Source organism: Streptomyces sp. 142MFCol3.1 (assembly GCF_000424945.1).
GTDB lineage: Bacteria > Actinomycetota > Actinomycetes > Streptomycetales > Streptomycetaceae > Streptomyces > Streptomyces siamensis.
Genome location: NZ_AUKV01000006.1, coordinates 162,183 through 179,737, shown reverse-complemented (window position 1 = coordinate 179,737; position 17,555 = coordinate 162,183). Strand labels below are relative to the sequence as shown.

At 73.0% G+C, this 17,555-nt stretch carries 19 protein-coding genes; 7 read left to right on the top strand and 12 right to left on the bottom strand.

Annotated elements, in window-relative coordinates:
• Positions 1-61: 61 nt before the first annotated feature.
• A complete protein-coding gene (locus H305_RS0110670; RefSeq protein ID WP_037763481.1) occupies positions 62-1,000 on the bottom strand; it encodes an NAD(P)/FAD-dependent oxidoreductase in 939 nt (312 codons plus the stop codon).
• Between the two features lie 89 nt (positions 1,001-1,089).
• Here H305_RS0110670 and H305_RS0110665 point away from each other — a divergent pair, with 89 nt between their 5' ends.
• From H305_RS0110665 to H305_RS0110640, 6 genes are all read left to right on the top strand, one after another.
• Positions 1,090-1,674 (top strand): helix-turn-helix domain-containing protein, encoded by a 585-nt coding sequence (locus H305_RS0110665; protein WP_028800362.1) that lies wholly within the window; start codon positions 1,090-1,092, stop codon positions 1,672-1,674.
• 118 nt (positions 1,675-1,792) lie between these two features.
• Entirely contained in the window at positions 1,793-2,770 is a 978-nt protein-coding gene (locus tag H305_RS0110660) for an NADPH:quinone oxidoreductase family protein (RefSeq protein WP_028800361.1), read from the top strand.
• Entirely contained in the window at positions 2,767-3,948 is a 1,182-nt protein-coding gene (locus H305_RS0110655; RefSeq protein WP_028800360.1) for an acyl-CoA dehydrogenase family protein, read from the top strand. The genes H305_RS0110660 and H305_RS0110655 overlap by 4 nt, the downstream gene beginning before the upstream one ends.
• Positions 3,945-5,039, top strand: a complete 1,095-nt coding sequence (locus tag H305_RS0110650; protein WP_028800359.1) for an acyl-CoA dehydrogenase family protein — start codon at positions 3,945-3,947, stop codon at positions 5,037-5,039. Before H305_RS0110655 ends, H305_RS0110650 begins: the two co-directional genes overlap by 4 nt.
• Positions 5,040-5,220: 181 nt before the next feature.
• Entirely contained in the window at positions 5,221-6,084 is an 864-nt protein-coding gene (locus H305_RS0110645; protein WP_028800358.1) for a phosphatidylinositol-specific phospholipase C/glycerophosphodiester phosphodiesterase family protein, read from the top strand.
• 148 nt (positions 6,085-6,232) lie between these two features.
• On the top strand, positions 6,233-6,427 hold the full coding sequence (locus H305_RS0110640; protein WP_028800357.1) for a hypothetical protein: 195 nt from the start codon (positions 6,233-6,235) through the stop codon (positions 6,425-6,427).
• Between the two features lie 29 nt (positions 6,428-6,456).
• Here the strand turns inward: H305_RS0110640 and H305_RS0110635 are convergent, their stop codons facing one another.
• The 8 genes from H305_RS0110635 to H305_RS45410 form a co-directional block, all read right to left on the bottom strand.
• Positions 6,457-7,686 carry a phosphodiester glycosidase family protein gene (locus tag H305_RS0110635; protein ID WP_028800356.1) on the bottom strand — a complete coding sequence of 410 codons (1,230 nt, stop codon included), beginning with the start codon at positions 7,684-7,686 and terminating at the stop codon, positions 6,457-6,459.
• Positions 7,687-7,761: 75 nt separating this feature from the next.
• Positions 7,762-8,118: a DUF779 domain-containing protein gene (locus H305_RS0110630; protein ID WP_028800355.1), complete on the bottom strand. Its 357-nt coding sequence runs from the start codon at positions 8,116-8,118 to the stop codon at positions 7,762-7,764.
• A 197-nt stretch (positions 8,119-8,315) separates the two neighbouring features.
• A complete protein-coding gene (hypE, locus tag H305_RS0110625) occupies positions 8,316-9,305 on the bottom strand; it encodes a hydrogenase expression/formation protein HypE (RefSeq protein ID WP_199791383.1) in 990 nt (329 codons plus the stop codon).
• Positions 9,306-9,378: 73 nt separating this feature from the next.
• A complete protein-coding gene (gene hypD, locus H305_RS0110620) occupies positions 9,379-10,497 on the bottom strand; it encodes a hydrogenase formation protein HypD (protein ID WP_028800353.1) in 1,119 nt (372 codons plus the stop codon).
• The gene (locus H305_RS0110615; protein WP_028800352.1) at positions 10,494-10,886 is read right to left on the bottom strand and encodes a HypC/HybG/HupF family hydrogenase formation chaperone; all 393 of its coding nucleotides are present in this window, start codon (positions 10,884-10,886) and stop codon (positions 10,494-10,496) included. The genes hypD and H305_RS0110615 overlap by 4 nt, the downstream gene beginning before the upstream one ends.
• Before the next feature lie 36 nt (positions 10,887-10,922).
• Positions 10,923-13,301, bottom strand: a complete 2,379-nt coding sequence (gene hypF, locus H305_RS0110610) for a carbamoyltransferase HypF (RefSeq protein ID WP_028800351.1) — start codon at positions 13,299-13,301, stop codon at positions 10,923-10,925.
• Complete coding sequence (gene hypB, locus H305_RS45415) at positions 13,298-14,266, bottom strand: hydrogenase nickel incorporation protein HypB (RefSeq protein ID WP_051370512.1); 969 nt, start codon at positions 14,264-14,266, stop codon at positions 13,298-13,300. The genes hypF and hypB overlap by 4 nt, the downstream gene beginning before the upstream one ends.
• Entirely contained in the window at positions 14,250-14,687 is a 438-nt protein-coding gene (locus H305_RS45410) for a hydrogenase maturation nickel metallochaperone HypA (RefSeq protein WP_078628994.1), read from the bottom strand. Before H305_RS45410 ends, hypB begins: the two co-directional genes overlap by 17 nt.
• Before the next feature lie 88 nt (positions 14,688-14,775).
• On the opposite strand from H305_RS45410, the gene H305_RS49335 reads away from it, so the two are divergent.
• On the top strand, positions 14,776-15,414 hold the full coding sequence (locus H305_RS49335; protein ID WP_051370511.1) for a helix-turn-helix transcriptional regulator: 639 nt from the start codon (positions 14,776-14,778) through the stop codon (positions 15,412-15,414).
• On the opposite strand, the gene H305_RS56345 is transcribed toward H305_RS49335, so the two are convergent.
• The 3 genes from H305_RS56345 to H305_RS0110580 are packed head-to-tail and all read right to left on the bottom strand — an operon-like array spanning position 15,390 to position 17,554.
• On the bottom strand, positions 15,390-15,494 hold the full coding sequence (locus H305_RS56345) for a DUF6893 family small protein (RefSeq protein ID WP_420708041.1): 105 nt from the start codon (positions 15,492-15,494) through the stop codon (positions 15,390-15,392). The two genes, H305_RS49335 and H305_RS56345, sit on opposite strands and share 25 nt — an antisense overlap.
• 18 nt (positions 15,495-15,512) lie before the next feature.
• Entirely contained in the window at positions 15,513-16,034 is a 522-nt protein-coding gene (locus H305_RS45400; RefSeq protein ID WP_037763372.1) for a hydrogenase maturation protease, read from the bottom strand.
• Positions 16,031-17,554: a hypothetical protein gene (locus H305_RS0110580; protein WP_028800350.1), complete on the bottom strand. Its 1,524-nt coding sequence runs from the start codon at positions 17,552-17,554 to the stop codon at positions 16,031-16,033. Before H305_RS0110580 ends, H305_RS45400 begins: the two co-directional genes overlap by 4 nt.
• Position 17,555 lies beyond the last annotated feature (1 nt).

The following is a 17,555-nucleotide window of genomic DNA, read 5'->3' as shown; positions in this document are numbered from 1 at the left end:
GGCGTCCGGCCGGGCTCAGCCCCGTGCCGCGGCGGGCGGGCGGCCGGGGACGCTCACCGGTTCAGCCCCGCGCCACGGCCGCGTCGAGGTCCGTGAAGAGCAGCTCGCCGTTGACCGTGGCCGCCGCCCGGTAGCCGCCGCTCGCCGCGTTCACGACCTGCTCCGCGAAGCCGATCGCGTTGCCCGCGGCCCAGACGCCCGGCACGCTCGTCAGTCCCGTCTCGTCGACCACCGGATACGTTCCGAACGGGGTCTCGCGCAGTTCGGCGCCCAGACTTTCCAGCAGGCCGGTCCGCGGGACGGCGCGCGGCGCGACGAACAGCACCGAACGGGCGTGGGTCGTGCCGTCCGCGAGCCGCACACCGGTGAGCCGGTCGTCCCCGACCATCAGTTCCGAGACCTCGCCCGGCACCACGGCGACGCCCGCCGCGGCCAGCCGGCGCAGATCGGCGTCCGTCAGTTCGTCCTCGCGGACGGTGTGCAGGAAGAGCGTCACGTCCTTCGACCACTGGCTCACCATCAGCGCCTGGTGCACGCTCATGGGCGTGGTGGCGAGCACGCCGAAGGCCTTGTCGCGCACCTCCCAGCCGTGGCAGTACGGGCAGTGCAGCACGTCCCGCCCGAACCGCTCGGCGACCCCCGGCACCGACGGCAGTTCGTCGGCCAGTCCGGTCGTGACGATCAGCCGGCGCGCGTGCACCGGCCGCCCGTCCGCGAGCGTGACGTCGAACTCGCCGGCGCCGTCCTGGGCCACGTCCACCACGCGGTCCCGGACCAGCGCGACCCCGTACCCCTCGACCTCGCCGCGCCCCTCGGCGAGGAACTCGGCGGGCGGCATGCCGTCCCGCGACAGATAGCCCTGCATGTGCGCGGCGGGCGCGTTGCGGGGCCGGCCCGCGTCGACGACCAGCGTGCGGCGCCGGGCCCGGCCGAGGACCAGCGCCGCGGACAGTCCCGCCGTGCCGCCGCCCACGACGACGACTTCGTACCTCTCGGTCATGGTGACCACCTCCACCGAGAAGGTCCCGCGAGTCCCGCCGAATTGACAAATGGCTTTGCCGATCCTGCAATACGAGCATGAGTGAGGACATGGAGACGGACGAGGTGCTGGCCGAGGTCGGCCCGCGGCTGCGGCGCATCCGCAAGGAGCGGGGCGCGACCCTCGCCGGGCTGTCCGAGGCGACGGGCATCTCGGTGAGCACGCTCTCCCGCCTGGAGTCCGGGCTGCGCAAACCCAGTCTGGAACTGCTGCTGCCGATCGCGCGGGCGCATCAGGTGCCGCTGGACGAGCTCGTCGGCGCGCCACCGGTGGGCGACCCGCGCGTACGGGCCGAGCCGATCGTGCGGTACGGGCGCACCCACTGGCCGCTGACCCGTCAGCCCGGCGGGCTCCAGGCCTACAAGGTGCTCGAACCGAAGCGGCGCATGGAGCCGGACCCGCGGGTCCACGAGGGCTACGAGTGGCTGTACGTGCTCTCGGGGCGGCTGCGGCTGGTGCTCGGCGAGCACGACGTGGTGCTCGGGCCGGGGGAGGCCGCGGAGTTCGACACCCGCGTACCGCACTGGTTCGGGTCCACGGGTGAGGGGCCCGTGGAGTTCCTGAGCCTGTTCGGCGCGCAGGGTGAGCGGATGCACGTCAGGGCGCGGCCCGCCCGGCGCGGGCGGGGCGACTGACGGGGCGTGTCGAAGACGACCGGCGCCGACTGTTCCCAGGCGGGCAAGCGACCGCTTAGTATGCGATCGACCGCGGTCCAGACGCCGGACACCGAGAAGCAGCTCCTGGAGGCCCCGCATGCAGGCATGGCAAGTGCACCAGAACGGCGAGCCGAGCGAGGCGATGCGCCTCCAGGAGGTGCAGCGGCCCACGCCCGGTGACGGCCAGGTCCTGCTGAAGGTGCGCGCCGCGAACATCAACTTCCCGGACGCGCTGCTCTGCCGCGGTCAGTACCAGGTCAGGCCGCCGCTGCCGTTCACCCCCGGCGTGGAGATCTGCGGCGAGACCGAGGACGGACGCCGCGTGATCGCCAACCCGGTCCTGCCGCACGGGGGATTCGCCGAGTACGCGCTCGCGGACGCCGCCGCCCTGCTGCCCGCACCGGAGGCCCTCGACGACGCCGAGGCCGCCGCCCTGCACATCGGCTACCAGACGGGGTGGTTCGGCCTGCACCGCCGCGCCCACCTGGAGGCCGGCGAGACCCTGCTCGTCCACGCTGCCGCAGGAGGGGTCGGCAGCGCGGCCGTGCAGCTCGGCAAGGCGGCGGGCGCCACCGTCATCGGCGTCGTCGGCGGCGCCGACAAGGCCGCCGTGGCCCGCGAGCTGGGCTGCGACGTGGTGATCGACCGCCGCGCCGAGGACGTCGTCGCCGCGGTCAAGCAGGCCACCGGCGGCCGGGGTGCCGACGTCGTCTACGACCCCGTCGGCGGCGAGGCCTACACCCAGTCCACGAAGGTCGTCGCCTTCGAGGGCCGGATCGTCGTCGTGGGCTTCGCGAGCGGCACGATCCCCAGCCCCGGGCTCAACCACGCCCTCGTCAAGAACTACTCGATCCTCGGCCTGCACTGGGGTCTGTACAACACCAAGAACCCGAAGCTGGTCCAGCACTGCCACGAGCAGCTCACCGAGCTCGCCGCCCGGGGTGCCGTCAAGCCGCTGGTGAGCGAGCGCGTGCCGCTGAGCGGGGCGGCAGCCGCCGTGCAGCGCGTCGCCGACGGTGTCACCACCGGACGGATCGCCGTGCTCCCCGCACTGGAGAATGGAGCCGCAGCATGACCGACGCAGCCGAACTGCGCCGCCGCACCCAGCAGTTGCTGGCCGCGCACCCGCCCGCCACGACCGACCGCACGGACTTCCTCAGGGCGCGCTTCGATGCCGGCCTGGCCTGGGTCCACTACCCGGAGGGCCTCGGCGGACTCGGTGCCCCGCGTACCCTCCAGGCCGTCGTGGACGCCGAACTGGAGGCCGCCGAAGCCCCCGACAACGACCCGCGGCGCATCGGCATCGGTCTTGGTATGGCGGCGCCCACGATCCTCGGCTTCGGCACCGAGGAACAGAAGCGACGCTTCCTCAGGCCCCTGTGGACCGGGGAGGAGGTCTGGTGCCAGCTCTTCAGCGAGCCCGGCGCCGGGTCCGACCTCGCCGCGCTCGGCACCCGGGCCGTCCGCGAGGGCGACACCTGGGTGGTCAACGGGCAGAAGGTGTGGACGTCCAGCGCCCATGTGGCCCGCTGGGCGATCCTCATCGCCCGCACCGACCCGGACGTGCCCAAGCACCGGGGCATCACCTACTTCGTCTGCGACATGACCGACCCGGGCGTCGAGGTCCGGCCGCTGCGCCAGATCACCGGCGAGGCCGAGTTCAACGAGGTCTTCCTCACCGACGTCCGCATCCCCGACTCCCGGCGCCTCGGCGACGTCGGCGACGGCTGGAAGGTCGCGCAGACCACGCTCATGAACGAGCGCGTGTCCATCGGCGGGATGCGCATCCCGCGCGAGGGCGGCATGATCGGGCCGGTCGCCAGGACCTGGCGCGAGCGCCCCGAACTGCGCACCCACGACCTGCACCAGCGGCTGCTGAAGCTGTGGGTGGAGGCCGAGGTCGCCCGGATCACCGGCGAGCGGCTGCGCCAGCAGCTCGTCGCGGGCCAGCCCGGCCCCGAGGGCTCCGGCATGAAGCTGGGCTTCGCCAGGCTCAACCAGGAGATCTCCGGCCTGGAGGTCGAACTCCTCGGCGAGGAGGGCCTGCTGTACGACGACTGGACGATGCGACGGCCCGAACTCGTCGACTTCACCGGCCGCGACGCCGGTTACCGCTATCTCCGCTCCAAGGGCAACAGCATCGAGGGCGGGACCAGCGAGGTCCTGCTCAACATCGTCGCCGAACGCGTCCTGGGACTGCCGTCCGAGCCGCGCACGGACAAGGACGTCGCGTGGAAGGACCTCGCCCGATGACAACGCAGAGCACCCAGCCCGATCTGCTCTACTCGGAGGAGGAAGTGGCACTGCGCGCCGCCGTCCGCGACCTCCTCGCCGACCGTTGCGACGCGGCGGGCGTCATCGCCCGCACCGAGTCGGACACACCGCACGACCCCGAGCTGTGGAAGGCGCTGTCGGCCGGGATGGGACTGGCGGGCCTCCTGGTGCCCGAGGCCCGGGGTGGCCAGGGTGCCACGCACCGTGAAGCCGCCGTCGTCCTGGAGGAGCTCGGGCGCGCCGTCGCCCCCGTGCCCTATCTCAGCAGCGCGGTGGTGGCCACCGAGGCCGTGCTGGCCTGCGAGGCCGACGAGCTGACGGCCCGCCTGGCCTCCGGGCGGACCATCGGAGTGCTCGCCGTGAGCCTCGGCACCGCGCCGGGCGCCGCCTTCAGCACCGTGCGGCTGGAAGACGGGCTGCTGCACGGCGAGTTGACCGGCATCGCGGACGCCGTCGCCGCGGACGTGCTGCTGGTGCCCGCGCAGGACGGCGGGCTGTACGCCGTGGACGCGGAGTCCGTGACCGTCACCCCGCGGGTGTCCCTCGACCTGACGCGGCCCGTCGCCACCGTCGGCCTCGACGGGGTCCTGGGCCGACGGCTGGGCGACGCGGAGCCCGCCGTGCGACGTGCCCTGCGCGCCGGTGCCGCACTGCTGGCCTCCGAGCAACTCGGTCTGGCCGAGTGGTCGTTGACGGAGACGGTGCGCTACCTGAAGGAGCGCAAGCAGTTCAACCGGCCCGTCGGCGGCTTCCAGGCGCTCAAGCACCGGCTGGCACAGCTGTGGCTGGAGGTCGTCAACCTGCGTGCCGCCGCGCGCAACGCCGCCGACGCGCTCGCCACCGGCAGCGCGGACGCCGACGTCGCGGTCGCGGTGGCCCAGGCCTACGCCGCTCCGGTAGCCGTGCACGCCGCCGAGGAGGCGCTCCAGTTGCACGCCGGCATCGGCATGACCTGGGAGCACCCCGTACACCTGTATCTGAAGCGGGCCAAGGCCGACTCCCTGGCGTACGGCACGGCGGGCGCCCACCGCGAGGCGCTGGCCGAACTGGTCGACCTGCGCGCGCCCTGACCTGCCTCGGGCCCGTCCGGGAAAGCCCGCCCCACCTGGGGCGGGCTTTGTCGTGCGGGCTGCCCCGAGAAGTGAACAGAGGGCGGCAGTCCAGCCAACTCCCCGCACGGACAGGCCCCTTGGGCCCCGACCGAACGCATACTCGCTTCGGTCCCACCCGGCCCTCAAGGGGAGGCAGAGCATGGCCCTCATCACCCGTCGCAGAGCCCTCACCACTTTCGGCGCCGCCCTCGCCGGCACGGCCGCAGTGCCGGCCACGCAGGCGTGGGCGGGCGGCGGCCACCACGGCCCCCGCCCGCTGTGGCGCGCCCACGCCCACAACGACTACGAGCACCCGCGCCCCCTGTACGACGCCCTCGAACACCGGTTCGGCAGCGTCGAGGCCGACATCTATCTCGTGGGCGACCAGCTCCTCGTCGCCCACGATCCCGTCGACCTCGACCCGACCCGCACCCTCGAATCCCTCTACCTCGAACCCCTCGCCGCCCGCGTCAGGGCCAACCACGGCTCGGTGTACCGCGGTTACCGCGAACCCCTGCAACTGCTCGTCGACATCAAGACCGAGGGCGCGTCGACATACCTCGAACTCGACCGTCACCTGCGCCGCTACCGCCGTCTGTTCACCACCTACGCACACGGCCGGGTGCACCCCGGACCGGTCACGGCGGTGATCTCGGGCGACCGGGCGGCCCGGGCGCCGATGGAGGCCCAGACCGTGCGGCGCGCCTTCTACGACGGGCGGCTCAGCGACCTCGGCACCGCGGCCCCCGCCTCGTTCGTCCCGCTGATCAGCGACAACTGGACCCTGAACTTCAGCTGGTCGGGCGACGGCCCGTTCCCGGCGGCCGAACGCGAGAAGCTGCGCGGCATCATCGCTGCGGCGCACGGACGCCGGCAGAAGGTCCGCTTCTGGGCGACACCCGACGTGGCGGGCCCGGCCCGTGACGCGCTGTGGGGCGAACTGCTCGCCGCCGACGTCGACTGTCTGAACACGGACGACCTGGCCGGCCTGGAGACGTTCCTGGACGCCCACCGGCGGGCCTAGTCACCACCCGCACCCGGTCGCCCGCCGCCGGGCGGCCGGGTGCGAGAACCACACGTTCGGAGGACAGGTCAGCCGCCCGGACGAACCCTTCACTACGCCACACTTACGGCCGAACGCCGCGAAGCGGACGTGGTGGAGGAGGTTGACGATGGCGATTTCCATCTCTGTGGTGCTGCTGCTCCTGATCCTGGCGGTGGTCTTCCTGCGCAACGGCGCACTGAAGGTCTCCCACGCCCTGGTCTGCGTGCTGCTCGGTTTCTACCTGGCCAGCACCAGCATGGCCCCGACCATCCTCAGCGGGCTCACGGCCACCGCGGACATCGTGGGCAGCCTGCAGCCCTGAGCCGCTCCGGGGCCGGCCGGACCCGGTGGTCAGGGACGCGAGAACACGCCGATTCCGTTCGGCACGGGGCGTTCGGCGCCACCGCTCGGATGGTTGAGGACGCCGACCGCTTCCGCACCCGGCAGCCGGGCGACCATCGTGCTGGAGCCCCCGCCGTCCAGGCTGAACGCATCCTCCGATCCCAACTGCCGCATCGTCTGCGTCACTTCCGCGATCGTGAGCCCGTTCCGGTACTCGGGCGCGCCGTCCAGGGCGAGGAGCAGCATCCGCCGGCCGTGGTCCGCGATGCCCACCACGGTCCGCACCGCCGCGGTCGTGTCGTCCAGCCCCGGCAGCGGACGGCCGTCGACGAGCATCGGGTAGCCGCCCAGCGCCATGCCGTACGGGATGCGTGAGGCCTCCGCCACCAACCGGTGCCGCACCGTGACCCCCTCGCCCACGGACAGCTTCCGCAGCAACCGGGCGCCCGCCTCCCGTCCCACCAGCACCGTGCTGCCCGACGCGACGGGACCGGCACCAGGGGTGTCCGCCGCCGACACGACCCGTCCGCCCGTGACCGTCACCTCGTACGTGTCCGTGCTGCACGGCGCCGCCCGCTCGGTGTCCGTGCCGCAGGTGGCCCGCACCCGGGAGACACTGCCCCAGTCCGACGTGAACGCGCCGATCGAACCCTCCGGCAGCGCGTACTGGTTGAGCCCGCCCAGCGGCCACCGTCCCTCGTGGCTGCGCACGGAGCCGTCGAGCGCCAGCCCGTCCAGCCGGGCCCTGCGGTCGACGCCCACGCCGAACACGTCCTCGGTGGTCGTGCCGGGCGGCAGGGCGGGGCCGAAGCGCTGCCCGTTCGGCACGGCCGCCTTGAGCGCGTGCCCGCCCGTGATCGCCGGGCCCACGGTCGCGCCGGTCGCCTCCACGCCCGGATGCTGGGTCTCCGTGATGTTGAAGAAGTCGCCGTTGACTCCCGCGACGGCGCCCTGCGCGTCGGCGAGCCGGGAGACGGGCGCCCGGGACGCCACCGCGCCCGGGTGGAGCAGTCCGACGCGCACACGGGGGTCGCGCAGGTCGACGTCGAGCACATGTGCGTGCGTCACCCCCTTGGCCCCCTGGATGTCCAGCTGGGTGTACTCCACGCCGGGCGCGACGGCGGTGCCGTCCTCCGCGCCGCTGGCCGGCGCCGCCCCCACCAGGGCGGCGCCGGCCAGCGCTCCACATGCCGTGAAAACCGTCAGTGCCGTTCTGAGCCGTCCGTCACGACGCGTCACAGTGCCCCCTGAGGTCTCGTCAACTTTCGCAGGACTCAGGGGAATTGCACCAGACGACGGCGCCCGCGCCGATGGCTAGGGGCCGACGACCCGGGAACGGATCAGGAAACGCACTCCTTCGGGTGCCTCCAGCGAGAAACCGCTGCCGCGCCCCGACACGACATCCACGATCAGCCGCGTATGGCTCCACAGCTCGTACTGGCTCCTGGACATCCAGAAGGCCACCGGGTCGTCGAGGCCCTCGACCTCCAGATCGGCGAGCAGGATGTCGGAGCCGCCGATGCGGAACTCGCCGTTCGGATAGCACATGGGCGCACTGCCGTCGCAGCAGCCGCCCGACTGGTGGAACATCAACGGTCCGTGGAGGGCGCTCAGCCGCCGCACCAGCTCGGCTGCGGCGGGCGTCAGTTCCACGCGCGGGACGACATCCATCGGCTCTCCCCGTCGGGTCACGGATGCGGTGACCCCGCCGACGGCGCACCACGGCCGGGCCACCGCCCAGCCGACCATCCCGGACGTTGCGAGAGGGTTGCACACGGGGCCGGTGCCACATGAGACCGGCCCCGTCGACGCCCGCCGTCCGCGGGAAACGTCACGAGGCCGGCCTCGGGACCTGATGTGCCGGTGGGTCAGCAGATGCGGGGCAACTGCTCGCCCAGCGGCATGTCCACGACACGGGTGCCGCCGAGCCCGGTGGCCGCGACGACCATGCCGGGATGATCCGGGACGCAATGGCCGATCGCCACGGCCTCCTTGCCGAGCGGATGGGCGCGCATGGCCGCGAGCACGGCATCCGCGTGCTCGGGCGGCACGAACGCCACCAGCTTGCCCTCGTTGGCCACGTACAACGGGTCCAGGCCCAGGAACGCACAGGCGTTGGCGACCGTGTCCGGCACGGGCAGCGAGCGCTCGTCGAGCCTGACGCCGACGCCCGCCGCGCCCGCGATCTCGTTCAGGGAGGTGGCCAGACCGCCGCGGGTCGGGTCACGCAGCACATGGAGGTCCGGACAGACGGCCACCATCTCCGCGACCAGACCGGCCAGCGACGCCGTGTCGCTCTGGATCTCGACGCCGAACTCCAGACCCTCCCGCACACTCATGATGGCCACGCCGTGCACCCCGACGGGGCCGCTGACGAGCACCACGTCTCCGGGGGTCGCGCGCTGCGGACGGATGTCCACGCCCGCCGGGATCACCCCGATCCCGGCGGTGTTGATGAAGATGCCGTCCCCGTGCCCCGCGTCGACCACCTTGGTGTCACCTGTCGCCACCGTCACCCCGGCGGTACGGGCCGCCTCGCCGAGAGCCTCGGCCACGCGTCCCACGACGGCCAGTTCGACGCCCTCCTCCAGGATGAACCCGCAGGAGAGGTAGGCGGGCAGGGCCCCGGCCATCGCCAGGTCGTTGACCGTGCCGTTCACCGCGAGGTCCCCGATGCTGCCGCCCGGGAAGAAGAGCGGACGGACGACGAAGGAGTCGGTGGAGAACGCCAGGCGGGCGCCGTCCAGGTACAGCCGCGCGGAGTCGCCCAGTTCGGCGAGTACGTCGCTGCCGAAGGCCGGCGCGAACAGGTGCTCCACCAGCTCGGCGGAGAGCGTGCCGCCGCCGCCGTGCCCCATCACGATCTTGTCGTGGTCACGCAGCGGCGCAGGGCAGGTCCAGGACGAGAAATCGACGGGTGCCGAAGCAGAGTCAGACAACGCTGCTCGCCTCCTTGTTCGGGGCGTCCAGCCGCCGGTACAGGTAGTAGGCGGCGCACGCGCCCTCGCTGGAGACCATGGTCGCGCCCAGCGGATTGCGCGGTGTGCACTCCTTGCCGAACGCCGCGCACTCGTGCGGCTTGATGAGGCCCTGCAGGACCTCGCCGCTGCGGCACACCGTCGACTCCTCGGTCTTGATGCCGGTGACCGAGAAGCGGTGCTCGGCGTCGTAGTCGCGATACTTGGGCGACAGTCGCCAGCCGCTCCGCGGGATAGTGCCGATGCCGCGCCACGCCCGGTCGGTCACCTCGAAGACGTCGGCCAGCATGGCGCGCGCCGCGGGGCTGCCGTCGGCCTGAACGGCCCTGGGGTAGGCGTTCTCCACGGTGTGCCGACCCGACTCCAGCTGCCGCACCGCCCGGCGGATGCCCTCCAGGATGTCGAGCGGCTCGAAGCCGGTCACCACGATGGGCACCCGGTGCCGCTCGGCCAGTTCCGGATACTCGGCGGTGCCCATCACCGTGCAGACGTGGCCCGCGGCGAGGAACGCCTGGACCCGGCAGTCCGGAGAATTCATGATCGCGTCGATGGCCGGCGGCACCCGGACGTGGGAGACCAGCAGGCTGAAGTTGGTGATGCCCAGCTTCTTGGCCTGGTAGACGGTCATCGCGTTGGGCGGGGCCGTGGTCTCGAAGCCGATGCCGAAGAAGACGACCTGACGGTCCGGGTTCTCCTGAGCGATCTTCAGCGCGTCCAGCGGCGAGTACACGACCCGGACGTCCGCGCCCTCGCTCTTGACCTTGAACAGGTCACGTCCGCTGCCGGGCACCCGGAGCATGTCCCCGAAGGAGCAGAAGACGACGTCGGGGCGGGAGGCGATCTCCAGCGCCTTGTCGATGATCTCCAAGGGCGTCACGCACACCGGACAGCCCGGCCCGTGGATCAGCTGGATCTCCTCGGGCAGCAACTGGTCGATGCCGTGACGGATGATCGAGTGCGTCTGCCCGCCGCAGACCTCCATGAGGGACCAGGGCCGTGTGGTGACCGCCCTGATGTCGTCGAAGAGCCGCTTGGCGAGGACCGGGTCGCTGAACTCGTCCAGGTACTTCATGACCGGGCCTCCTTGTCGGCACTGTCCTCGGCGACGGACCCGTCGTGACCGGGCCGGGCGCCGTTCGTGGGGGCGGGTCCGGTGTCCGGGAGTTCGGTTCCGGCGGGGCGTTCGGCGCCCGCGTCCCTGGCGGCCTTGCCCCAGGCGTCGCCGAACTCCTCCTCCAGGACCCCGAGGTTCTCGAAGAGCTCCAGGGTCTGCTTCGCCGACTGCTCGTCCAGCCGTTGCAGGGCGAACCCGACGTGGACGATGGCGTAGTCACCGACCTGCATGTCCGGCACGTACTCCAGACACACGTCCTTGACGACACCGCCGAAGTCCACCTTGGCCATCCGCGTCGCGTCACGTTCCTCGATCTTCAGCACTCGGCCGGGTACGGCCAGACACATGAGTCGCTCCTGCCTCGCTCGTGCAGTACTCCCGCGCTACCGCGTGGCGCGGGCGGCGACGATCAGCTGTCCGAGCGCAAGACCGCCGTCATTGGGGGGAACCCTGTGGTGCCGCAGGACGGAGAAGCCGTCCCGTTCCAGAACGGCGCAGCAGCCCTCGGTCAGCAGGGCGTTGCAGAACACGCCGCCGCTCAGGGCGACCGTGCCGATGCCGGTGCGTCTACGTGCCACCGCGCACACCTCCTGGACGAGGGAGACCACCGCCGCGTGGAACCGACGCGCCACCGGACCGGCCGCGACCCCGGCGCGGACATCCGCGACGGCAGCGGCCAGCACCGGCGCCGGATCGGCGACCAACGGTGCCTCCGGGTCCTGCCGGACCGGTCTCAGCATGAACCGGTACGCACCTTTTCGCCCGTCGTCGAGGAGGCCGGCCGGCGACCCGGAGGCACCGGACAGGTCCTCCAGCGCCGCGTTCTCCAGTTCCATCGCCGCCTGCGCCTCGTACTCCACCCGGTGACAGACGCCCGCCAGCGAGGACACCGCGTCGAACAGCCGGCCCATGCTGGAGGTGGGCACGCAGTTGAGGTTCCGCTCCAGCTGCCGTCGCAGCAGCCGGCGTTCCTCCGGCGCGGCGGCCCCGACGCACGGCAGCTCCTCCGACCAGGGCAGACCCGCCGTGCGCAGGTGGGACAGCGCCATCCGGTAGGGGTTGCGCACGGCGGCGTCGCCGCCCGGCAGGGCCGCATAGCCCAGATGGGCGAACCTGCGGTATCCGTCGTAGTCGGCGAGCAGCACCTCGCCGCCCCACACGGCACCGTCGTCGCCGTACCCCGTCCCGTCGAAGGCGATCCCGATGACCGGCTCGGAGCCGTCCAGCCCGTGCTCGGCCATGGCGGAGGCGACATGGGCGTGGTGGTGCTGCACCTGACGCAGCGGCACGTCACGGGCCCGGGCCTCGCGGTGCGCCCACTGGGTGGAGCGGTAGCCGGGGTGCCGGTCGGCGACCAGCAGCCGCGGTGCGACGGAGGTGAGGTCCGTCAGCTGCGCGGTGGCCCGCTCGAAGGCGTTCAGCGTCGCCAGGTCGTCCATGTCGCCGACATGTGCGGACAACCAGGCGTAGCGGCCGTCACCGGCGCAGAAGGTGTTCTTGAGGTCGCCGCCGGTGGCCAGCGCCGGGACCACCGGCACCGGCAGTGCGACGGGGAACGGGGCGTACCCGCGTGAGCGGCGCACCGGCAGTTCGGCACCGGCGCACACCCGCACCACCGAGTCGTCGCACGGCACGTGGATGGGGCGGTCGTGGGCGAGCCAGGCGTCGGCCAGGCCCTCCAACCGGGCCAGCGCCTCGGCGTCGTCCGTGACGATCGGCTCGCCCGACCGATTGCCGCTGGTCATGACCAGGACGGCCGGGCCGGGAGGATCGCCGGGCAGCCCGAGCAACAGCCGGTGCAGCGGCGTGTACGGCAACATGACCCCGAGGTCGGGGCTGCCGGGGGCGACCGCCGCGGCCACGTCGGCGCACGCGGACGTCCGGCGCCGCAGGAGGACGACCGGCTTGCGCGGCCCCAGCAGCAGTTCGCGCTCGGCGTCGCCCACCAGAGCCAGTCGCTCCACCGTCTCCAGGGAGTCCGCCAGCACGGCGAACGGCTTGTCGCCCCGGTTCTTGCGCTTGCGCAGGGTGCGCACGGCCGAGGGGTCGCCCGCGTCGCACGCCAGGTGATAGCCGCCGAGCCCCTTCACCGCGACCACGGCGCCCTGGGCCAGCATCCGGCGGGCCTCGGCCAGTGCCGCCGCGTCGCGCGGCCCGTCGGCGTCGTGTGGCCCGGTCCGCAGGGTGAGCCGCGGGCCGCAGGCCGGGCAGGCGATCGGCTGGGCATGGAAGCGCCGGTCGGCCGGATCGGTGTACTCGCCCGCGCAGTCGGCGCACATCGGGAACCCGGCCATGGTGGTCCGGTCCCGGTCGTAGGGCAGCGAGGTGACGATGGTGAACCTCGGGCCGCAGTGCGTGCAGGTGATGAACGGATGCCGGTGGCGCCGGTCGGCCGGGTCGGCGAGCTCGCTCAGACAGGCGTCGCAGGTGGCCGTGTCCGGGGAGACCAGTGTGCGTCCCGGCCCGCCGGCGGAGGGCCGGATGGTGAACACCGAGCCGTCGTTCTCCGGCGGCACGGCACGCTGCTCGACCGACTCGACGACGGCGAGCGGCGGGGGCCCGTTCCCGACGCGCTCGCAGAACTCAGCCACGGCGGCGGCGGGCCCCTCCACCTCGGCCTCGACGCCCTGCGCGTTGTTGGTCACCCAGCCGGTCAGGCCGAGTTGCTCGGCGAGCGTGTACACGAACGGACGGAAGCCGACTCCCTGGACGACGCCCCTGACGACGATGTGCCTGCGCTCACGCCCCGGGGACGGACTCACCTGGCGGGCTCCTGCTCGTGCGGGTGTCCCGGGCCGACGGTGCGGTCCGCGGTGTGCGGGTCTCCCGGGCCGGAAGCGTGGTGATCCGTCGGGTACGGGTGCTCGGAGCTGTGCGGCCGGTGATCGTCCGCGTGCGGGTGCTCAGGGCCGTGCGGCCCGTGATCCGTCGTGTGCGACTGCCCAGGGCCGGACGGCCGCTGCCCCGCCGTCCGCGGGTGGTGTCCGTTCGCCTGCGCGGGTCCGGCTTCGTGCTCGTGGCTGTGCAGATGCCGGGCGTGCTCCTGCGCGAGCACGGGCGTGTGCGGCGCGTCGCCGGCCGCGCAGCGCAGCACGTGGGCCAGCAGCGCGTCGACGCCCCGCCCCGTGCGCGCGGACGTCTCCAGGACGGGCACTCCGGGGTTGACCTGCTCGACGCCTCGCAGGAACGCCTCACGGTCGAAGCCGACGGCGTCCGCGATGTCGGTCTTGGTCACCACCACGAGATGCGCGAGCCCGAAGGCCGTCGGGTACTTGACGGGCTTGTCCTCGCCCTCGGTCACCGAGGCGAGCGCGATGCGCAGGCTCTCGCCGAGGTCGTAGGAGGCGGGGCAGACGAGATTGCCGACGTTCTCGACGAACAGGATCCGGGTGCCCTCGGGCAGCCACCCGTCCAGCTGCCGCTGGAGCATGCCCGCCTCCAGATGACAGAGCCCGTCGGTGAGGATCTGCCGGACCGGGGCACCCGAACGGGCGAGCCGGGTCGCGTCGTTCTCGGTGGCCAGGTCCGCGGTGACCGCCGCGGCGGGAGTGCCCTCGGCCACGGCACGGGCCAACAGCCGTTCCAGAAGGGCCGTCTTGCCGCTGCCGGGACTGGACAGCAGATTCACCGCGGACGTGCCCCGGTCACCCAGATAGCCCCGTAGAGTCAGCGCGTTCTCGTCGTTCTTGGCGAGGACGGCCTGATGAAGGTCAACGGTGCGGCACATGGCTCGTCTCCTGGTCGTCCGTCCGGCCCGCCGCCGGGGCGGCCCGCGGTCCGGGGTGCGGGGTTCCACCGTCCGGGCTCCCGTCGGCGACCACCACCCGGACGATCTCCAGCTCCCGGCCGCCGAGCAGGGTCAGCGTGTTCCCGCAGTCGGCGCACCACAGCACGGGAGGCATCCCGGTGGACGCCTCGCGGCCGCACCCGTCGCAGCGCGCCCACGCCTCAACAGTCTCGATCAGCAGCCGTGCCCCCGCCAGCGCGGTTCCCTCCGTGGCGAGCCCGAACGAGAAGTCCAGGGCCTCGGGCACCACACCGGCGAGCTCGCCGATCCGCAGGGTCAGCGACTCGACCGCGGAGCCCTGCCCCCGTACGGCCTCCTCGACCTGTTCGACGACCGCGACGGCGATGGACAGTTCATGCACCGGCACCACCCGCCCGGGTCCGTGCGCCGTCGGGCCGCGCGCTCTCCGGAATTGTGGGTCGCGCCCGGCTGGCTAGGCTGAGAGGACCATGACTGGGCATGACGTCGAACGGCGCGCTCTGCTCACCCCGGTGCTTCTCCTGCTCCTGGCCGAGCGTCAAGGCCACGGCTACGAGCTGGTGCAGCGCCTGGGCGGATTCGGCTGCGCCGACACCGATCCGGCACACGTGTACCGGCTGTTGCGCGGCATGGAGAGCAGCGGCGAGGTCACCTCGCGCTGGCACGCCTCCGCGAGCGGTCCCGCGCGCCGTGTCTACGCGATCACCCAGCAGGGTGCGATGGACCTCGCGCTGTGGTTCGTGCGCCTGGGGGAGTTGCACAGCACCCTCCACCTCTTCCTCGAACGGTATGTGCAGCTTGAGGACGTCGGCGGCCGGGACGGGCGCGGTGGCCCCCCCGGCCCCGCCGCGCGCCGTCCGTCCGCCGACGCGTCCGGGTCCGGTACCGGCCGGCGGGCGCCGGGTGCGGGTGGGCCCGGGGCGGCGGCCGACGGACGCGCGCGAGGCACGCGGGGCGCCGACGGTCCCCCGCCCGCCGATGGCGCCCGGCCCCTCGACGGTTCGCGGCCCGGCAGCCCCCGGCCCGTCGACGGTTCGCGGCCCACCGACGGGCGGTTGCGGGAGACCGAGGCGCTGATCCGGGATCACATGCGCCGCATGCGCAGGTAACGGCGCATGTCCGGCAGGTTCCTGACGACTCCGTAGGCCAGTACGAGGCCCGCGGCGACGCCCACCCATGTCCATTCCATGGTTGCCTCCATCGTTTGTCAGCTCCTCTGGGGTACGGAGGTGTCTCGGCGCACCAGGTCGAGCACCAGGTCCGCGGCGGTCTCCACCGCCTCGGCCACCGGCGCGGTCAGGCCCATGCCCTCGTCCGTGGCCCGCGGTTCGCAGCCGATGACGTACACCGCCTCGGGGAGGGTGCCGCCCGCGCCGGCGTGCAGGTCGTGCAGCAGCGCCAGGACGCTCGCGGGGTCCATGGCGTGACTGTCCATCGGCGCGGACGGGACGGCGGGCGGCCCGGGTCCGACGTCGACGGTGTACAGCGTGCCGGGCCGGCCGCCGCGGCTGACGGCGTCCACGAGCACGAGGGTGTGGTAGCCCTCCAGCAGGCGGTACGCGAGGTGCACACCCCGGATGCCGGCGTCCATGAGCTCGGTACCGGGCGGCAGTTCACCGGCACGGTCCGCGAGACGCCGGATCGTCTCCACGCCGAATCCGTCGTCCTGAAGGAACACGTTGCCGACCCCCGCCACCAGGATCCGGCGTGTCCTGTCCGGCTCGGTCATGGTGCCTCCTTCTCCAGCGGGGCCACCTCGTCGGGCCGGAAGTACAGGAAGCGGCCCTGTGCTCGGCGCAGGTCGGTGCCCGGGTCGTCGTCCACGACCACCGCGAGATGCGTCTCGCCGTCGAGATCTCCGACGACCGCCTCGACCGTGGCGCGCCGGCCGAAGAGGAACTCGTCCTGGGCGTCCGAGCGCCGGGCGCCCGGCGTGAGCATCACCCTGCTTCCGGCCCGCACGGTCCGGCCGTCGATGACGACGGCGGCCGGCACCTCCTCCTCGGCGGCGGGGTCCTGCGCGGGGTCCCACCAAGGGTGTCCGGGGCCGTCCGGCAGGCTCAGGCCCCTCGCGGCGGGAGAGAACCCCGGTTCCGCCGGCGCCGGGTGAGGATCGGCGGCCCCGGAGCTCGAACCGGCCGCCGCGAGGCCCGGCCAGGCCCGCGAGGGGGCCGGCCCGGCCGGAGCGAATCCCCCGGGACCGGGTTCACCCGTGACCTCGCGCAGACCGCGGATCGCCCCGTGCAGCCGCTCCCGTACCGCCTGCGGCATGCTGTCGACCAGGTCGACGACCTCGGCGGCGCGCGCGTCCGTGCCCCGTGCCTCGCGCTTCTCCCGCTCGGTGAGCGCGGCCGTGCGCAGCGAGAGGATCTCGTCGATCTCGGTGGCGTCGTACAGCGGGCCCGGACTCTCGTCGGCGAGGGCCGGATGGTCCTCCAGGATGATCGGCGAGGAGAGCATGATCTCCTCCGCGCCGGGCGGACCCGCCAGCACCGGCCAGGTGTGGTCGTTGCGGCACTCCGCGACGGCCGGGCGGGCCCACTCCGGCGGGTCCGTCATCGACAGGAACCGTCCGCCGGGCACGCCGAGCAGCAGATGGGTGCCGATCATGCTGTGGGCGAGTGCCTCCGTACGGTCGGCGACGTCGGCGCCCGTGGTGTTGTGTACTCCGATCGTGAGCCGCAACACCCGGTAGGGTCCCGGGAGTTCCTCGACGAGGGGGCGCAGCTCACCGGACAGCCGCTCCCGGTGCCGGACGAGCCGGCCCACGGTCCGGCCCTCGGCGTCCGTGACGGGCTCGTGCTCGGTGGCGGACGGCAGGTCGAACTTCACCACGCGCGCGGCTGCTCGAGGTTCCGTCAGTTCGTCGAAGGGCGCGTGGATCAGGACGCGTTCCTCGTGGCCCTCGTCCCAGGGGACCAGCACCCGGTCGGGCAGCTCCAGTTCGGCCACCTCCGTGTAGCGGCCGTCGGACCCGAGCCGTTCGACCGTGCGCCGCCGCACGTGCAGGAAGCGCAGCTCGGCGTGGAGCCGGTCGCCGGCCCGGGGCTCCAGCAGGACCTCGGTGCGCTGGACGGCGTGTTCCCCGCCGGTGGCGGCCCAGGCGGGCGGCACCAGGACGCCGAACTGCCAGCGCAGTTGGTTCTTGGCGGACGAAGCGCGGTACGGGTACAGGACGTATCCCTCGAACAGGACGGCGTCGGCGACCGCGCGGGCCTGTCCGAAACCGTCCTCCAGGGGATTGCGCATC

Excerpts from the sequence above, each read along its gene's own strand:
- H305_RS0110630 (WP_028800355.1), bottom strand. The coding sequence starts at position 8,118 with ATGGATGTCGTCCCGCGCGTGGAACTGACGCCCGCCGCAGCCGAGCTG.
- H305_RS0110615 (WP_028800352.1), bottom strand. The coding sequence starts at position 10,886 with ATGTGTCTGGCCGTACCCGGCCGAGTGCTGAAGATCGAGGAACGTGAC.
- H305_RS0110670 (WP_037763481.1), bottom strand. The coding sequence starts at position 1,000 with ATGACCGAGAGGTACGAAGTCGTCGTCGTGGGCGGCGGCACGGCGGGA.
- H305_RS0110650 (WP_028800359.1), top strand. The coding sequence starts at position 3,945 with ATGACAACGCAGAGCACCCAGCCCGATCTGCTCTACTCGGAGGAGGAA.
- H305_RS0110580 (WP_028800350.1), bottom strand. The coding sequence starts at position 17,554 with ATGCGCAATCCCCTGGAGGACGGTTTCGGACAGGCCCGCGCGGTCGCC.
- H305_RS45400 (WP_037763372.1), bottom strand. The coding sequence starts at position 16,034 with ATGACCGAGCCGGACAGGACACGCCGGATCCTGGTGGCGGGGGTCGGC.
- hypB (WP_051370512.1), bottom strand. The coding sequence starts at position 14,266 with ATGTGCCGCACCGTTGACCTTCATCAGGCCGTCCTCGCCAAGAACGAC.
- H305_RS0110665 (WP_028800362.1), top strand. The coding sequence starts at position 1,090 with ATGGAGACGGACGAGGTGCTGGCCGAGGTCGGCCCGCGGCTGCGGCGC.
- H305_RS0110655 (WP_028800360.1), top strand. The coding sequence starts at position 2,767 with ATGACCGACGCAGCCGAACTGCGCCGCCGCACCCAGCAGTTGCTGGCC.
- H305_RS56345 (WP_420708041.1), bottom strand. The coding sequence starts at position 15,494 with ATGGAATGGACATGGGTGGGCGTCGCCGCGGGCCTCGTACTGGCCTAC.
- H305_RS49335 (WP_051370511.1), top strand. The coding sequence starts at position 14,776 with ATGACTGGGCATGACGTCGAACGGCGCGCTCTGCTCACCCCGGTGCTT.
- H305_RS0110645 (WP_028800358.1), top strand. The coding sequence starts at position 5,221 with ATGGCCCTCATCACCCGTCGCAGAGCCCTCACCACTTTCGGCGCCGCC.
- H305_RS0110660 (WP_028800361.1), top strand. The coding sequence starts at position 1,793 with ATGCAGGCATGGCAAGTGCACCAGAACGGCGAGCCGAGCGAGGCGATG.
- hypE (WP_199791383.1), bottom strand. The coding sequence starts at position 9,305 with ATGGGGCACGGCGGCGGCGGCACGCTCTCCGCCGAGCTGGTGGAGCAC.
- hypD (WP_028800353.1), bottom strand. The coding sequence starts at position 10,497 with ATGAAGTACCTGGACGAGTTCAGCGACCCGGTCCTCGCCAAGCGGCTC.
- H305_RS0110640 (WP_028800357.1), top strand. The coding sequence starts at position 6,233 with ATGGCGATTTCCATCTCTGTGGTGCTGCTGCTCCTGATCCTGGCGGTG.